Annotated in this window: 19 protein-coding genes and 2 pseudogenes; 18 read left to right on the top strand and 3 right to left on the bottom strand. The window is 31.7% G+C overall.

From position 1 onward, the window contains the following. Positions 1-72 precede the first annotated feature (72 nt). The 3 genes from JCM14822_RS09260 to JCM14822_RS09250 all read left to right on the top strand — a co-directional run bounded on the left by JCM14822_RS09260 (position 73) and on the right by JCM14822_RS09250 (position 3363). Positions 73-1047 (top strand): stalk domain-containing protein, encoded by a 975-nt coding sequence (locus tag JCM14822_RS09260; protein WP_054741747.1) that lies wholly within the window; start codon positions 73-75, stop codon positions 1045-1047. Between the two features lie 2 nt (positions 1048-1049). Further along, positions 1050-1868 carry a DUF5050 domain-containing protein gene (locus tag JCM14822_RS09255; protein WP_054741745.1) on the top strand — a complete coding sequence of 273 codons (819 nt, stop codon included), beginning with the start codon at positions 1050-1052 and terminating at the stop codon, positions 1866-1868. Positions 1869-2010: 142 nt separating this feature from the next. Beyond that, entirely contained in the window at positions 2011-3363 is a 1353-nt protein-coding gene (locus JCM14822_RS09250) for a hypothetical protein (RefSeq protein ID WP_054741743.1), read from the top strand. Between the two features lie 181 nt (positions 3364-3544). Here the strand turns inward: JCM14822_RS09250 and JCM14822_RS09245 are convergent, their stop codons facing one another. Next, on the bottom strand, positions 3545-3754 hold the full coding sequence (locus JCM14822_RS09245; protein WP_054741741.1) for a hypothetical protein: 210 nt from the start codon (positions 3752-3754) through the stop codon (positions 3545-3547). Positions 3755-3876: 122 nt separating this feature from the next. Next, entirely contained in the window at positions 3877-4074 is a 198-nt protein-coding gene (locus JCM14822_RS09240) for a DUF4372 domain-containing protein (RefSeq protein ID WP_054741740.1), read from the bottom strand. A 377-nt stretch (positions 4075-4451) separates the two neighbouring features. Here JCM14822_RS09240 and JCM14822_RS09235 point away from each other — a divergent pair. The 13 genes and pseudogenes from JCM14822_RS09235 to JCM14822_RS09180 all read left to right on the top strand — a co-directional run bounded on the left by JCM14822_RS09235 (position 4452) and on the right by JCM14822_RS09180 (position 14666). After that, positions 4452-5998 (top strand): annotated as a pseudogene (locus tag JCM14822_RS09235) (Sau3AI family type II restriction endonuclease). Positions 5999-6163: 165 nt separating this feature from the next. Further along, a complete protein-coding gene (locus JCM14822_RS09230; RefSeq protein ID WP_054741738.1) occupies positions 6164-7384 on the top strand; it encodes a DNA cytosine methyltransferase in 1221 nt (406 codons plus the stop codon). A 188-nt stretch (positions 7385-7572) separates the two neighbouring features. Beyond that, the gene (locus JCM14822_RS22535; RefSeq protein WP_278287196.1) at positions 7573-7707 is read left to right on the top strand and encodes a hypothetical protein; all 135 of its coding nucleotides are present in this window, start codon (positions 7573-7575) and stop codon (positions 7705-7707) included. Between the two features lie 457 nt (positions 7708-8164). Beyond that, positions 8165-8578, top strand: coding sequence for a transposase (locus tag JCM14822_RS09225; RefSeq protein WP_054741736.1), 414 nt, complete (start codon positions 8165-8167; stop codon positions 8576-8578). Further along, positions 8559-9185, top strand: a complete 627-nt coding sequence (locus JCM14822_RS09220; RefSeq protein WP_054741734.1) for a transposase — start codon at positions 8559-8561, stop codon at positions 9183-9185. Before JCM14822_RS09225 ends, JCM14822_RS09220 begins: the two co-directional genes overlap by 20 nt. Positions 9186-9240: 55 nt before the next feature. Beyond that, on the top strand, positions 9241-10467 hold the full coding sequence (locus tag JCM14822_RS09215) for an HNH endonuclease domain-containing protein (RefSeq protein WP_054741732.1): 1227 nt from the start codon (positions 9241-9243) through the stop codon (positions 10465-10467). Continuing rightward, positions 10468-11040, top strand: coding sequence for a class I SAM-dependent methyltransferase (locus JCM14822_RS09210; RefSeq protein ID WP_054741730.1), 573 nt, complete (start codon positions 10468-10470; stop codon positions 11038-11040). Positions 11041-11460: 420 nt separating this feature from the next. Continuing rightward, positions 11461-11781, top strand: coding sequence for a hypothetical protein (locus JCM14822_RS09205; protein ID WP_054741728.1), 321 nt, complete (start codon positions 11461-11463; stop codon positions 11779-11781). A 107-nt stretch (positions 11782-11888) separates the two neighbouring features. Then, positions 11889-12134, top strand: coding sequence for a hypothetical protein (locus tag JCM14822_RS09200; protein WP_054741726.1), 246 nt, complete (start codon positions 11889-11891; stop codon positions 12132-12134). A 33-nt stretch (positions 12135-12167) separates the two neighbouring features. Further along, complete coding sequence (locus JCM14822_RS09195) at positions 12168-12503, top strand: hypothetical protein (protein WP_054741724.1); 336 nt, start codon at positions 12168-12170, stop codon at positions 12501-12503. 368 nt (positions 12504-12871) lie between these two features. Continuing rightward, a pseudogene (locus JCM14822_RS24970) lies at positions 12872-13215 on the top strand (nuclease domain-containing protein). Next, on the top strand, positions 13199-13480 hold the full coding sequence (locus JCM14822_RS09185; protein WP_054741720.1) for a nuclease domain-containing protein: 282 nt from the start codon (positions 13199-13201) through the stop codon (positions 13478-13480). The pseudogene JCM14822_RS24970 and the gene JCM14822_RS09185 overlap by 17 nt, the downstream one beginning before the upstream one ends. After that, positions 13422-14666: a hypothetical protein gene (locus tag JCM14822_RS09180; protein WP_054741718.1), complete on the top strand. Its 1245-nt coding sequence runs from the start codon at positions 13422-13424 to the stop codon at positions 14664-14666. The genes JCM14822_RS09185 and JCM14822_RS09180 overlap by 59 nt, the downstream gene beginning before the upstream one ends. Positions 14667-14780: 114 nt before the next feature. Here JCM14822_RS09180 and JCM14822_RS09175 read toward each other — a convergent pair whose 3' ends face one another. After that, entirely contained in the window at positions 14781-14981 is a 201-nt protein-coding gene (locus JCM14822_RS09175; protein ID WP_054741716.1) for a hypothetical protein, read from the bottom strand. A gap of 89 nt (positions 14982-15070) precedes the next feature. Between JCM14822_RS09175 and JCM14822_RS09170 the strand changes: the two genes are divergently transcribed. Both JCM14822_RS09170 and JCM14822_RS09165 read left to right on the top strand, forming a co-directional pair. Then, entirely contained in the window at positions 15071-15571 is a 501-nt protein-coding gene (locus JCM14822_RS09170) for a hypothetical protein (protein WP_054741714.1), read from the top strand. Positions 15572-15699: 128 nt separating this feature from the next. Beyond that, positions 15700-16932 carry a ComEC/Rec2 family competence protein gene (locus JCM14822_RS09165; RefSeq protein ID WP_054741711.1) on the top strand — a complete coding sequence of 411 codons (1233 nt, stop codon included), beginning with the start codon at positions 15700-15702 and terminating at the stop codon, positions 16930-16932. Positions 16933-16953 lie beyond the last annotated feature (21 nt).

The raw sequence follows: 16953 nt of genomic DNA, 5'->3' as shown, positions 1-16953 counted from the left end.
AATATAGTTAAAGATAAAAGGCATTAGAAGGAAAAAGGTGCTGAAGATAGATAGAAAATGGGGGATGAGTGAATGAAAAGAAATTGGTTATTAATGAGTCTTTTAATAATGGGAATAGGCACGAGTATATGGGCAGCACCCTTAGATGAAGTCAGCATTGTGCCTATGAATTATCAAAATAAAATTTTTACAAATAAAGAATATGTAGATCTAGGGCATAGAGCGTATAAAGTAAATAATGAAGGAAACACAGTTTATCTGCCTTTAAGATTAGTAGCAAAGTTTATTGAGAATGATGAAGAATTGTGGAATGTGAAATGGGATAAAAGCAAACCAGATGAAGTGGTTTTAGAATGTATGTATATGAATACATTTGGAAGTGCAAGATGGTATAATGGCAAATCTCAAATCATTAAATTAAAAGTAGGCAGCCAAGCATTTGAAAAGACATTTGTAGATGCAGATGGTACAAAGACTAAAGAAAGTGGTGAGCTTTCTCAAGCACCTAAAAAGTTTAATGGCAATGTCAACTTGCCACTTCGTGCTATAGGAGAAGTAATAGGAAGACAAGTACAATATAAAGATGGTCTAGTATTAGTAAGCGATAAGGGCATTCAAATAGAAGGAGATGAAGATGCTAAAGCACTTCAAATCATCAAGAAAAATTTAGGTGCATCAAAAGAGGATAGAGACAATTATGTGGGGATGGATGCATCAGTTAATTTTAATGGTATCAATTATTATGAAGTAACTAAGTATGATGAAAAAAATGAAAGTCATACAATAACTATTTATAGTCAAAAAGATCAAGGAAAGCCTCAGGTTATAAAGACCATTAAAAATACAAATGGATGTGAAGGTATAGTAGATTATGCGTTTTATTATATTGTGGAAAAGGGTAAAGGACGTGTTTTAGAAAAATTTGATTTAACAACTATGCAGGCACAAGTTGTTTGGCAGATTCCTAATAATGTAGATATGAGCTGGATTTCCAAATTCATACCTATGGGAGATACCCTTTATATAGCACTCATAAGGGGGATTTAACAATGGGGGGAGAGACATTATATAAGATTGAAAATGGTAAGAGCTCAGAACTTATTTCATGTCATCAATTTGGTGGGCTTGAAATAAGCGGTGATATGATTTATTACACAAGCCTGGAAAATATAATTGAGTTTTATAATATAGGGGCCTATAATCAAAAAACAAAAAAAGCAGTTCCTATAGGCACAGAGGGATATGCATATGATTTAGAAGTAGATGTAAGCCCTAGCGAAGAAGTAGGCATAGGTAGCTATGGCATTCAAGGGAATATACATATTAACAATGACAAATTATATATACTAGCATATAAAGTTGGCAGCAATGAAAAACAAGCAGTATGCAGTATTGACTTAAATACAAATGAACAAAAGAAACTTACAACACCAGCAACACATTTTTGGATGAATAACAATCACATTTATTATATTGAAGAAGCAACAGGCTTTGTAAAAGTCGTTGATTTAGATGGAAATGGAGAAAAAATATTAGTAAATGTACCTGTTCATAATGTAGAACTAAAAAATAACTGTCTCTACTATACAAAGAAAGGCACTAATTCTCTTATTGGAGAAGGACTTTACATTTATGGTTTAACAACAGGCCAAACAACTACAGTTAGTGAGAAACCAATTAAACAGTTTAAAGTATCAGGTAAACGCATTGGCTACGAAGTAGCCGGTTATGCACCTAGCATTTATAAATGGATGGATGGCAAAAATACAATGTTAGTAGAAGGCATTATTAGGAGCATTGATATAGGAGAAGGCAGCATAGGATATAGATTAGAAGGGGAAAAAGAAAATAGCTTTGTAAAGTATTAGTAGAAATTTATAAGGATTTAGAGGTCGCCAATCACAATATGTGATTGGCGATTTTTGTATGAAGTTGTTATAATAGAGTTAGAATATTTGAAATACTTGTTGCCGGGTTTAATTTATCAAAGGATAAAGAGAGGGGATACGTATGCCAACTAGACAATTGGGGCAATATGAGAAACAATTAGGTCCACACCAAAAAGCAGGAAAAAATAATCAAACGAATCAATTCAAAGTATCTCATTTAGAACAAAATGATAGATTACCCAGATATAATCCATTAAGGACTAATCATTTAAATCAGGAGAAAGCTGTTATACAGGGATATTTTAGAGTAAAGCCTGAGGAGTATGAAGTTACTAATACGACAGACAAAAAGATGTTTACAACCAATCATATAAGATTAGTACCTAATGAGGAAGCAGAGGTAATTAAGGCCTATATGGAACAAGAATATATGGGTAGACAACCAACTGGACAAGTACAGGGGCAGGCAGCTAGAGAAATTGGTCATAAGGAGCGTAAAAAAATAAAGAAAATATTGGATAAAGGTGGTTCTAAAACCTTTAAACATTTATTCGATGTAACAGAGGCATATCATGGAGCTTCAAATCCCGATTATAAGCTTCCAAGGCACATACCAAAAGAAGGAAGAATGGATTATTCACCTGTAGTAGATATGAAGTTTTATGGTAACAAAGTAAATTTATTTATGGACGAAGATTATCAATTTGCTATAAATGCAGAGACAACACAGCCTAAAGAATGCTATATGACTGCAGAAGCATTAACAGCAGCAAATCAAACATTAGCAGCAAATCAGGCAACATTAGATCTGCAATATAAAGTGAGTTTAAGATCAGAAGAAGGGAATAAGATTCATATTCAAAAGGATGGACAAACATATAATTTAGTGATGGTAAGACCTGATAAGCTTAATTTAAGACAACATGATTGTAAGGAGCTTTCAGGGGTAATTACTGCATCTAACAAAGCAAGTAACATGGAAGGAAAAAATCCAGCTACAAGGCAACAAGGAGATATATACGAGATACAAGGGAAAGAAGGAAAGGGACGTTTTATATATCACTTTGCAGCCATTGTGGCACACTCACGCCAAAATGATATAACCTTAGAAAATTATGCGAGATCTAAAGAAAAAAGTAGATGTATAGATGACTTATATAAACTTAATAAACAAAAGGAAAAGCTACAAGAGAAATTAGATAAAAAGAAGTGGAATAAAGAGGAAGGTAAATACACTCCTTTTTATCCTAAAGGAGGAGAAGAAAGAAATGCTATATTAGAGGAGTGGCGAGGGATAGATGCTCAAATAGGAGCAAAGAGTAGAGAAATGAATGTAGAATTTGCTAAATCATGGTATTTTAGTATATATGGTAATGCTCAACATACTAGTTTTCAAGATAAATGGGCAGCTTCAAGAACAATTAAAGGTGTAGATGAAAATACCACTTTAGATAATTTATTTAAAGTGAAATAGCAATGATTAAGCTTATCTTTATTTCAACCTTTTCAAGGGTTAATCGAAGTAATAAATAAGTTATTATACCTGTTATCATTTGAATCCTTGCAGCATTTTCAATATGTCCTAACGTTTTTTATAAAGCCATGCTATTTCTTCTGAACTATAACACATGAGATGAGTTACAAATGTAAGCTCTTTACCAAGGCGTACCTATGATAGTTGAACCTGCTGGTAATAACGGCTGAGCTTTGGTACATTGTGTGATAGATAGATCTATGGCTTCTTTAAATTTGGCATTATCCTTAAGACGACTTACGAAGTAAATTTTTTTTGAAGTATAGCTGTCAAATTTTTTATAGTCAATGTAGCTTTTATCACAAATGTAAACTGTTCTTTTATCTGTCATTAGTTCATCCATTTTTGTTCAATCATGACATGTTACAGTAGAAAAAATAATACGGTCAGGTAAACCTGTTGGACCATCCATACTTGTATGCATTTTTATACCAGCTTTTTTCTTTTGGAACTTTACTCAGTCATACTTTGTTTTAAATCACGAAGTCCATCATGTTCACAAATATGAAAATAAATCATACTTGTAAGGTGTTTATGTGTAAAAAATTTATTCTTTTTAAAATCGGTATTTAGTTTAACAGTATATTTTTGAAGTAATTTCCAATTGATAAGGCCTATAAATTTTTCGAATAAAGTAATATAATTGTCCATAGTCAGCTCCTTTGTGTTTGGTATGGTCTAATATATTAAACCTCAGGATGCTGGCTATTTTCATGTCTAAAATTATGGAAATTTAGCCTTTAACATAGTAACTGTTTTCATGTTAATGGAAATAAAAGTTAGTAACTAAATAACAATGAGCACAAGTATTATAATTAAAGAAGTGCCTGTACTAATATAATAAACTATAAACGTGCATAAATGCACCCAATTAATTACCAATAGATTAAAGGGATAATATTCCAATATAAAAGGGGATACCTTCCCCTATGCAACACCTCATTGTTTAAAAATATTTTAAATTGAAATCCCTTTTATCGCTTGTTCATAAATTCAAGTTATTTCAAGGCGTTTCACTTCATTTCTTTATGATTATGGTTTTTGTCGACTTAATTATATCAAGAGATGTCATAAATGTTTTTTATTTTGCTCAAAATCGTACTGGAAAATTATTGGAACTAATTTTGCACATTTATAGTAATAAAATTAACTGGAGAAAATATATTATGGAAAACTATTTAAAAGGATATGATGAAACAAATGCTTTAAGTATAGAGCATTATGGAAAGAGACTTATAGGAAAAACATTTAGTGATGTAGTTAAAATATATAATGCTCAAAAGTCTGAAGTTCATGAAGAAGAATACGCAAATAAGAAACGTAAAGGTGGTCTAGGAGAGCTTATAGAAGAGTACCATTTTCATTATAAGCCTAATAATGATTCAAAACCTGATTTTGATAAAGCAGGAGTGGAACTTAAAGTTACACCATATAAAAAAACAAAGATGGTAAGCTATCAGCTAAAGAAAGATTAATAATTACAATGATTGATTATATGAATGTTATAAATGAATCATTTGAAGAAAGTCATTTATGGGCTAAAGCACAACTAATATTATTAGTCTATTATTTATATGAGAAAGAAATCGAAGATAGATTAGATTATAGTATAGATTACGTAGCTTTATTTACACCACCAGAACAAGATATTCAGATTATTAAGCGAGATTTTGAGCTTATTAAACAAAAAATCAAAGAAGGTAAAGCACATGAATTATCAGAAGGAGATACTTTATATTTAGGAGCAGCACCAAAAGCAGCAACTTCTAAGGATAGAAGAAAACAACCTAATAGTGAAGAACTTGCTAAACCAAGAGCATTTGCATTTAAAAATTCTTATATGACATATGTTTTAAATAATTATGTCGTTCCGAATAAAGTGACATATGAACCTATTATTAAAAATAGAGTAGTAGATTCATTTGAAGAGTACATAACAAATAGAATCAATGAATATAAAGGATATAGCATTCAGGGGATAATAGATGAGTTTAAATTAAATTACAATAAAGATACTAAAAATTTGGGTGCTTTATTAGCCTATAGAATACTTGGGATAAAAGGTAATAGAGTAGCAGAATTTGAAAAAGCTAATATAGTTGTTAAAACTATTCGTATTGAAAATAGTAATAAAATCAAGCAACATATGTCATTTCCAGCATTTAAGTTTAAAGAACTTATTGAGGAGACTTGGGAAGAATCTACGTTCGGAACATATTTAAGTGAAACAAGATTTTTCTTTGTAGTTTATAAATTTGATAAGGATGGTGTATTAAGATTAGAAGGATGTCAATTCTGGAATATACCATATAGAGATTTAAATGAAGAAGTACGTAACGTTTGGGAAGAAACGAAACAGGTTCTTATAAATGGACTTGAAATTACAGTTAAAAATAATAAAAGGTATAATAATTTTCCTGGTTCATCACACAATCCAGTAAGTCATGTAAGACCACATGGCAAAAATTCATCTGATGTAGACCAATTGCCTGATGGTAGAATGTATCCAAAACAATGTTTTTGGTTAAATAATAGTTATATATTAAGTCAGTTAAATGAAGAATTCCTAAAATAATATTGCTGTAAAAATAGTGCCTTACATATAAACTCAAGGCTAAGGTCGTTCAAAAAGATAATTAAATATGTTATAATAACAGTTACGATAAAAATAAATGAATGAAAATAACTTTTATAAATATAAAATAAAATTTCGTAACGTTAAAGATTTAGGAGAACATATATGCCAATACCAGTAGTTGAATTGTTTGCGGGAGTAGGTGGCTTTCATGTAGGACTCTCACGTGCAAGTGAAGATTTTAAAGTTGTTTGGGCTAACCAATGGGAACCAAGCAAAAAATCACAACATGCATTTGAGTGTTATGCAAGTCATTTCCCAGAGACAGAAAGTATTAATATAGATATAGCGGAAGTAAATAATAATCCAGAAAAACATCCAATTCCACAACATACATTACTTGTAGGTGGATTTCCTTGCCAAGATTATTCTGTAGCGAGTACAGGAGCTAAAGGAATTGAAGGTAAAAAAGGTGTACTTTGGTGGGAAATTCAAAAAATTGTAGATAGACATCGCCCACCATTTATTTTACTAGAAAATGTAGATAGATTATTAAAATCACCAACAAATCAAAGAGGTAGAGACTTTGCAGTTATGTTAGGTTGCTTAAGAGACTTAGGTTATATGGTAGAATGGCGTGTTATTAATGCAGCAGAATATGGAGCAGGGCAAAGAAGAAGAAGAATATTTATTTTTGCTGCTCATGAAAGTACACAATATTATAAACAAGTAATAAGTGTAAAAATGCTTACAGGAGATCAAGAATATTTGAAAGAAAGAGGATTTTTTGCAATAGAATTTCCTATCAAAGAGACAAGTGAGTTTAGTTCTTGTGTATTAGATGGTGACTTGTTAAGTATTTCTGATGAATTTAGCTTTAGCTTTGGAGAATGTGGTGCCTTATTTGGAACACAAATTATATCTCAAAGATATAAACCAGAAGAAAAAGCACCAGTATTATTAGCTAATATTCTAGAAACCAATGTAGATGAAAGCTTTTACTTAGGTGAAAATCTAGCAGATTGGGATTACATGAAAGGTGCTAAAAGAATCAATAGAACTAGTAAAACTGGACATAGCTATATATTTTCAGAAGGAGCTATTGCATTCCCTGATCCTATTGATAGACCAGCTCGTACGATGCTTACAAGTGAATCTAGTAAAAATAGAAGTACACATGTTGTAAAAGATCCTGAGACAGGTAGATTAAGAGTATTAACACCAGTAGAGTGTGAGAGAATAAATGGATTTCCAGATAATTGGACAAATTCAGGTATGCCACAGAAATTTAGATATTTTTGTATGGGAAATGCTTTAGTTGTTGATTTAATTGAGAAAATGGGAAGAGAATTAAAACAAATAATAGAAATGGAAAAGAAGTCTTAAAAGACCAATGTCATTTAGTTAAGACATTGAACTTAGAATACTTCTTAAATACCCAAGTACTTAAAACGGTATTTGGGTATTTTTTATGTAAAAAAGCTTGACAAAATCTATAAAATTTGCGGCGAAGCTCCTTGATGATATATAACTTCAAGGAGGTATATTAATGACTAGCTACGCAACACAAATTAATGCATGTAGGTAAAACTAAATATGTAGAAGCAATTCTTTATGGGAAATTTCTAGGAGCATTACTTACAATGCCACTTTATGATAGTGTAGATCAAAGCATACTTAATAGTCATGGGAGAGGCGTAAGTATGTAAAGATTTTATACATTACTGCTTGTAGACTTATATCAATTCTATACACTAAAAAGAATCACACTACATACTTACGAGACGTTTTCTAACTTAGTTCAAAGAATAGAAAAGTTGGCTTTGCATGAAAAAAGCTTAAGACAAACTACCTATTTTAAAATAGAAGGTTATTTAGAACAACTTATTGTTGCTGGAAAAACTTAGTCTTAAGTTAACGATTATGACAATTATATCTGAAATGATTTTAACGCAATGACAAAAATTTACAAATCCCTGTAAAGTATAGTATGATAGATACAAATAAATTTGATATTGAATATTGACCAGATTTATAACTGAGATAATTTTATAATTTTTATCCCTTGATTTTACAATGTTTATATTGCATATAAAAAACAGCCTACCCCGATTCAATATACATTTTAAGCAAATAATCCACATCGAAAGGAGTAAACTGTTAAATATGTATCGACAACAATCTTTAATTACTTTAGACGAATTTTACGAATTGAAACCTCTTACTAAACTTGAGGCTATATTGACTTTTATTGATTTTACATTTTTTCTTGAAATATACCCTGAATCTTTTTCAAGACGAGGTCCTAAAGGCTATTCTAAAAAGCAACTTCTTATGGTGCTTATTGCTATACAAGTAAAACATATTTCAACCATTAAAGCTCTCGTTCATTGTTTGAAATCTGATCCTATATTTAAGCGTTCTTTGGGTTTTGAATATATTTCTAAAACTTCTAGTGCAGCAACTTTTACGCGTTTTATTAAAAAGCTTTCTGAGACAGATATTTTAGAAAGAACTTATAGAAGAATGATTTATAAAGCTAACTCTCTAGGACTTATTGATGCATATAACTTTTCCTAACTGGGGAGGTAAACTTGACACTAATGGTAACTTTATTAAATGGTTTGGTTGGAAAATGCATGCATTAGTTAATACTGCTAGTGGTATTACATTATCGTACATGATTACTTCAGCTAATGTAGCCGATATAGATATGGCAGAGCCACTTGTACAAAAATTAAAGGAAGATTGTGAAGAACTATTTAAACCTTCATACTACTTAATGGATGCAGGCTATGATAAACCTGAACTTTATCAGGTCCTCTATGAAAAATATAATGGTCAAGGCATTATTCCTATCAATTGGAGAAACACAAAAACACCACCAGAAGGTATAAACTTTGAAGAACAGCAAGTATGTGCTATAAATCATCCATACGTTTACGGCGGAAATGATAATGGTATAATACGCATTCTATGTCCACATACTTGTGGCAAATGTTTATGTGAAATGGGTTCTAATTGGTGTACAAGTACATCAAGTGGTTATATAGGAAAAGTAAAGATAAAAGATGATCCACGATTTATAAGTTCACCATTGTTGTATTGCTCTGCTTGCGTCAAGATTAAACACCTAAGGCAACTTTTGAATTATGAAATATCCTTATATATGAAGTTAAAAGAATAGATACAGATTATTTCTTAGATGAATAAATGTAGGTTAGATAAAAGGGGAGTAAATAATGTTTTCATTGCCACATAGTAGAGAAGTAGATACGAGATTATTCGCCAATGTATTGGATTATAGTACACAGAGTGCTAGTTATAAGCCTTTATGGTTGGGTGGAATTTTAGCGGAAGCTATAAAAGGTAAGAAAGAAATAACGTTTAAAGAAATTGCTTGTCATATGATTAGTAAAGCTTGGTATCCTATTACCCATTGTAAACTAAGTTTTGGAACGCAAGATAGTTTGCCAAGGATTGTAAGTTGCATACGAGAAAAGTATGATATTAAACCAGATGAAAAGATTGATACAATATACAGAGCTATTTATAACATACAAGATAAAGAGATTATTAAACAAATAAATGTGCTTTATAATATGGTACCTTATCGTTTGTTATCGCCGTTTTATGAAATAGGTTCTAAAGAAAACTTTAATAAGAGAATGAAAGAACTAACTAGTGAAGATGAAAATGCCTTTTATACTTTTGAAGATAAACAAGGTAGAAAGTGTATTTGTCTAGGTGAGGCATGGCATAAATATTTAAATGATAATCAAGTCATTATTAGTGCTTGGATAGAATATAGTCTTATCTATTTTTTACAAAAGAAAAATCCTAATGTACCAGCTATTCCACTTAAAATATCACCACCAGATAAGAGAGATTTAGGAGATGCAACGAAATTATGGAAGTATTTTGGTGCTCAAAAAGGATTAAACGATATCTATGTTAATAGACCTTTTACGGAAAAAAATATCGCAGAATATGGTGGTTTAAGTATAGATCATTTCATTCCATGGAGTTTTGTGCTTCATGATGAGATATGGAATCTAGTACCAAGCTTTAAAAATATTAATAGTTCTAAGAGTAATGCATTACCTAACTTAGATGTATATATGAAAAACTTTTGTAACTTACAATATGAACTATTTGATTTTGTAAGAAGTGAAGAGCATGAAGGCAAACAAAAAGCTATGCTGAATAAATTGTTAGAGGATTATGTGCATATTATGCCTTCTAATTGGGATAGTACCAAAGCTTGGTATCAAATAAGCTCAGATAAGTTTAAAGATTGTCTAAAGAATACAATCATACCATTATATCAAATAGCATATAATCAAGGTTATGATATATGGGAATGTAAAGATAGGATTATATATAATGATTTAATACATACTCAAAATACAGAAGGATATATAGCTGAGCAGATAGAATCTAGTTATATGAAAGGAGTAAAGAAATAGATGGAAAATTATTACAACGAAAGCGCTAAAGACTTTTTTGAAGGAACAGCTTATGTAGATATGACTGCAAACTACAAAGACTTTTTAGCTAACTTACCTCAAGGTGCAAAAATATTAGATATTGGCTGTGGATCAGGAAGAGACAGTCTTAGCTTTAAGAAATTAGGCTATGAAGTAGTTGCTATGGATGGCTCTATTGAAATGTGTAAGCTTGCTAGTGAACATATTGGACAAGAGGTAGTGCATATGCAATTTCAAGAGATAGATTTCCCTTGTATATTTGATGGTATTTGGGCTGCTTCTTCGTTACTTCATGTACCAAGCAGTGAAATAGAAATGGTACTTGGTAAACTAAAAGTATGTTTAAAAGATGAGGGTGTGTTTTATGCTTCATTTAAAAACAGCGAATTTGAAGGAGAAAGAAATGGGCGTTATTTCTTAGACCTGACAGAAGATAAGGCAAGAGCGTTGTTTACAAAAGTAGGCTTTAAAGTAGAAAAGATGTGGATTACAGGTGATGTACGTGCAGGGCGTGGAGATGAAAAATGGGTTAATATACTCGTAAGAAAGTAAATCTAGAAATTAGGAGTATGAAATATGCTTAGATTTAAGCAATGAATTTAAAGCATGGTTAGAAATTAATGCAACAACAGCTCAACAAAGTGTAACTAAATATTGTGCAGCACTTAAAACAGTATCTAAGCATTTAAAGGAATGTGTTAATCATGATATCGATATCTACACTATTGATGATAGTAATCATATTTGTAATATTATCACATTATATAAAACTAGAGATGTTTTAAAAGCAAAAGATAAAGGAAATATGTATACTGCAGCATTAGGATGGTATAAAAGTTCCTTGTAGATAGAGGTAAGAGTTCGAATGAGGGAGCCAATGAAGATATCACCTATTGGTTTGCTGGAGCTAATTATGATGGTGAAGATTTAACGCAAGACTTTATAGACAACAATATTTATGCCATTGGATGGGTGGGGCATAGTTTAAAGAATATTATCGGTGACCCTGAAAAAATGAAGCAAATGTATGAAGATGAAGAACTTAATAATAGTGGGACTACAGCTTTTGATAATTTAATGCTAATCCAAAAGGGTGATAAAATTGTCCTGAAGAAAGTTTACACTGAAGGTGAGGGGCATTCTAAATCGGTTTTAGAGATTAATGCTATAGGTGAGGTTCTGGGTAATGTGAGAATGAGTTATAAATATAGCCCGGTTATAGACATACTATTCCTGCGAAGTGGACTAAAATTGATAAGCTTAAAACAAGAGGGGGCTATTGGGGTACGTTAAGCCGTTGTTTAAATGAAGATAGGATTGAAGAAGTATTTGGTGATGGAAAAAGTATTGTATCGCCAGAAGTTGAACGTGTTGGTTTATATAATCAAGAAGACATTGACATGATTTACGAATATATCACAAATCAAGGCCTTACTTATTCTAAGGAAACTATTTATAATTTTTACCTCTCCCTCAAATCCAAACCTTTCACCATCCTAGCCGGTATCTCAGGCACTGGTAAATCTAAACTTGTCCGCCTTTTCTCGGAAGTAATAAGTGCTAATTTTACTTTGATTCCTGTTAAACCGGATTGGTCGGATGCTACCGAGCTTTTGGGTTATAAGGACTTGGAAGGTGAGTATTAGGTTGAGAAGTTAATTAAGATTAATGAAATCTTAATGCCTTGTGGTTTAGAGTTTGCTTATCGTATAAGAGATGAGATTGTATTTTATATGGTTTATAACCAACAATATGAACTTTTAAGTGAAGAGGATGCCTTTGATTATCAGGTTTTACAAAAGGTTTTACCACGTATTAGTGGGACCAGTAGACAGGTGGAAGATTTATTAATTAAGTTATTAGATTTCTGCACTGTGACAGAGCTAAAAGAAAAGGTTATTGCAGAAGAGAGAGATGAAGTGCAAATTAGAGAAAGTGCGATTTATCCAAAATCAGTGAAAAAGCTGCTTCAAATGTTGAGGAGGTGTGAAGATGGCTTTACTTCTTTCTGGTAGAGAGAGCTTATCGAAATTATTACGCCTTATTTTGATTTCTATCTAAAGGGAGAGTTAAGAAATTTTGCCAATACTAAAGTAACTAGGGAAGATTTAGCTGTTTATAATGTAAGCTGTAAAGATGAAGTTGAGATTAATATTGCAAATGTAAATCATAGTGTAACCCGTCAATTTTATAAAGAATATGCGCCGCAATTTTTTGAGCAAACGAATTATCAAGTGATTATAGAAGCAAAAAAATTAGAGGCAATAAGCTTTGATTATGATAATTTACGTATACGTGAAAAGGTAGGATCAGTAGGGCGAAATTACTAACAGGTATTATTAATTTTCACAATGAGATTGGGTTAACGGAGTTACGTGTTTTAGTGAATAATCAGGTGTATTTAAGGTTGACATTAGAAATTTATCCTCAAATCTCTAATAAAGATATTACAGAGTTTTATGAGTACTGGTGCTTTATTAAGTTAGGTGCTATATTAAAAGAAAAGCATGAACTCATTAACACTAAGGCAAGTGGTTATTACAGAGATGGATTAAGCGCCCCCTTAAAAAAGGGGCACAATCTACTATAAGTTTTAAACATCGTGTAACAGGTGAAATATTTACACTAGCTTATAACAAAGCGAATAAAACACCTACATTACCTCAAAAGCCGGATAATATATTGAGCTTAAAAAGACAAAGTGCAGACAATGATAGAAGTACCTAGAGAAGAAGATATTAACACCATGCATTGTTATCGAGATGCCAGAGTTTATGAAAATAGCTTAGGCGAATATGAACGTAGTGTAGTAGGTGTACCGTTTTTGCCTTCGAATACAAGTTTAGTAGAAGATTTTTTAGAAAGCTTAGTAGATAGTATAGGTCAAATCGTAGAAATACAAAATCAAAAAGATATACCAAGGGGAAATCATTATGAGAATGTATACAACGCAATTACAAGAGTCAAAGACCAAACAAGAAGCACAAACTAATTCTAATTTAAGCAGTCATAAATGCTATAAAGTTAATGCAGAAAATGAAGTACCAAAAACATTCAATCCATTATCATATTCAAAAGGGAATATGCAAAAATATCCTATTCAACGACTTGTTGATTTAGAAGCTATTCCTAATAGAGAAGATAAGGACACAATGATACCTAAGATAAAGGCGTATATTGAAAGAAATAGAATTGGAACCATATGGAAAATAGCTAATGAGGCAACAAATAGTGAGGTTGCTCGATATAGAGTGTTAAGCAAAGATATAGAAGCTATTAGAGGTGAAATTTCCAAATTAAATAGGGATGAGAAATTAGAGATATCAAAAGTACTGGATTTATTAAAAAGTGTAAAAAAACGGGTGTATAAAATAACGAAAGAGGAAGATAGGATAGCAATTCTTAAGGCGGCAGGAACATATAAAGGAAAGGATAAAAGTACGCTTAACGACTATGTAGAAAGTACCTTAGAACGTAAATTAGCTAATAAAGTATATAACGTTATTAATGGAATTTATGATGGAGAGGCAGTAACAAAAATTCGTAGGCAGTTAGATGAAAGAGTAAATGGAGTAGCCAATATAAATCCACAACTTATTGCACATCAAAGTATTACAAATCCAAAAACTACAAATTCAACAGGTGCTTCTGTGGGACAAATAGGTACAAATATATTTGATTATGCGAGTATTAAGCAATATGCTCAAATGCCGGATGTAAATGAAAGATTAAAAAGTTTAATTGCATTAGCAGAGGATGTAACTTGTTGGGTAAAATATGGTGGTCGTGAAATAGATACTAGATTGCCATCAAGGAAACAAAAAGGTGACCAAAGTGAGAATCAGTTTGGCGCACTGCGTTCAATTCATCAAAATATATTAGAAGTATTACCAGTAAATACTAATAATGTACATATTTTAGGGGGAGGAAGTTGGGAAATATGGAGCCACAATATACAAACTAATGATGCTGTTCATGGAGATAATAATCCAAATAGATTTTTAGAATATACCTTACATGGCATGGATAGAATGGTATATGATACAAAAAGTTGTATTGCTTATTTTTCAAATCATTATAAATTTTTAGATGTTAATTATACTGAACAGAGTCAAAACTATGGGGAAGGTAATGGAATCCAAAGTCCATGGTTTGGTATTGATATGAGCAATTATTAAAAGATAGAGGGAGTAGCTAGTGTGATGAGTCACAGCTATTCCCTCTATTTATTTATATGTAAGCGTCAATTCAAACACGCCTACAAAAAATACGCCACTGTTAGTATACTTTAACTAGCTTTGTGGCGTAGCTGGATTTTTACCTCCGCAGATGATTACTAGTTCTTTTCTGATTTCTTTTTTCATCTCTGTTAAAGGTGAGCCACAAGTAGCATATACATTTTCTTTTTCTGAAAGCTTGTATTCAATTGTTTCTATAGGAAGTGTATCGAATTTAGTACCTCTTTTGTATTTATTTGTGATTTTAAATAACATATTTTGGGTATATTTAAAGATAAGGACAAGTAGAATTTAAAGATAAGAGTGTGTAAATAGAGATTAATAGATATAGGAGAAAATGCCATATGAAGAACTATATGACTTCGCTTAAAAAGCGTTTAAGATACTTTTTTGAGCAAAATCATCAAGTTTATATTTGCCAGATTGATTATAAGAAAGAGCCTTTTGTCCATTTTGGAGTATGTGATTTAAATGCTCCTTATGAAGAGGAGTATGAACTAAGGCGTGGAATCTTTGCAAGGAAGCTTGCCAATGGTGTTAAGACGTTTATAACTTATAAGAGCGGAGAATATTGTACTACAGCCTATAATATGTTTACAGATCACGAATGGATGGTCATTGTATATAGACCTAGTTTCTGTAGCCTTATGCCAAGAGATGAGATGCTGAACAATTTATTTATATGGGTAAGCTGCGCCGTAGAAGCTACCCAAAAGATTACAGAAGATGAATATAAAAAAGGAAAGTTGAACCTAGAACAAATGAATGCCAATATTCGACATACTAATATAGCTCAATTTGAAATCGACCAGCTAATGAACCAATATTGTAATAATAATATATAGTATATAAGTACCTTATTGTATGGTTTTTTATGATGAGTGGAAGTTTATATTAAATTCATTTATAATAAAGATATATAAAACATATAATACGACTTAAAATAGACAACCATATAATAAGGGAGCGAAAAATGAAAATAAGTAAGTTTTTTAATAAATTAGGTGTACTAGGTTTAGTAGTAGCTTTAACTTTTCTTCCAGGGTGTACTGGTGAGGCGCAAGCTTTCAAAGAACAGACAATATCCAATAATACAGTACAAGTAAGTCAAAATGTAACTGAAGACAAGATAGTAAGTCAGGGAGAAAGTGAGATTCACTTTATTGATACAGGGAATTCAGATGCCATTCTTATCGAAAACAATGGTGAAGCCATGTTAATAGATGGGGCAGATAATGAAGATGGCGAATTCATTGTAAGTTACTTAAAAAGTCATGGTATTACAGAACTTGAATACATTATTTCGACCCATCCACATGCGGATCACGTAGGGGGATTAGATACTGTCGTACAAAATATACATATCAATACGGTATTTGTAGCAAACGGCGATGCGGATACAAAGGTATATAGAGATTTTATCAATGCAGTTATGGATAAAGGGTTAACACCAAGTGTACCATTAGAGGATAGTCAGTTCCCATTAGGGGGAGGTTATTTCAAGGTAATGAATACGGATGGTGGTAGCGATACAAACAATGAATCTCTTGTTGTTGAATATATTAACGGTGAGGACAAAGTCATTCTTATGGGGGATGCTGAAGAAGAAGTAGAAAAAGAAATCTTACCGAAAGTAGAACAAGTAGATTTATTAAAAGTAGGACATCATGGTTCTAGAACAAGTACTTCACAAGCGTTTTTAGAAAAGGTTAATCCAATATATGCCGTTATTACTTGTGGAGAGGGGAATAAATATGGCCATCCACATCAAGAAACATTAGATAAGCTCCAAGGAATAGAAGTACATAGAACAGATAAATGTGGTAGTATTGTGTTTAAGTCTACAGGATACGGTATTACAACAGACTGTGAACAAGGTACAGAAGGAACAAAGAAGAAATCAGAGATTAATATGAGTGAAAAGCAAGAAGCAGTAGAAAAGCCAGCTTCACAAGATAGTAACAATGGAGAAGAAACTGCACCTAAAGAAGAAGTTGCACCTAAAAAAGAAGCTGCAACTAAAAAAGAATCAGCAGAGGTTAAAGATAACGTTTCAGATAAAGGCGAAATAGTATACTGGACACCTAATGGCAAAAGTTATCATAAAACAGATGAGTGTTCTACACTTTCTAGAAGTAAAACGATTTTAAGTGGTACAATTAGTGAAAGTGGAAAGATAGACCCTTGTGATCAGTGTTACAAATAGAAACTATTAAAAATAAATACG

It is taken from the genome of Cellulosilyticum ruminicola JCM 14822, from assembly GCF_001311925.1.
Taxonomy (GTDB): Bacteria; Bacillota; Clostridia; order Lachnospirales; family Cellulosilyticaceae; genus Cellulosilyticum; species Cellulosilyticum ruminicola.
This window is presented reverse-complemented; position numbering and strand designations above follow the sequence as displayed.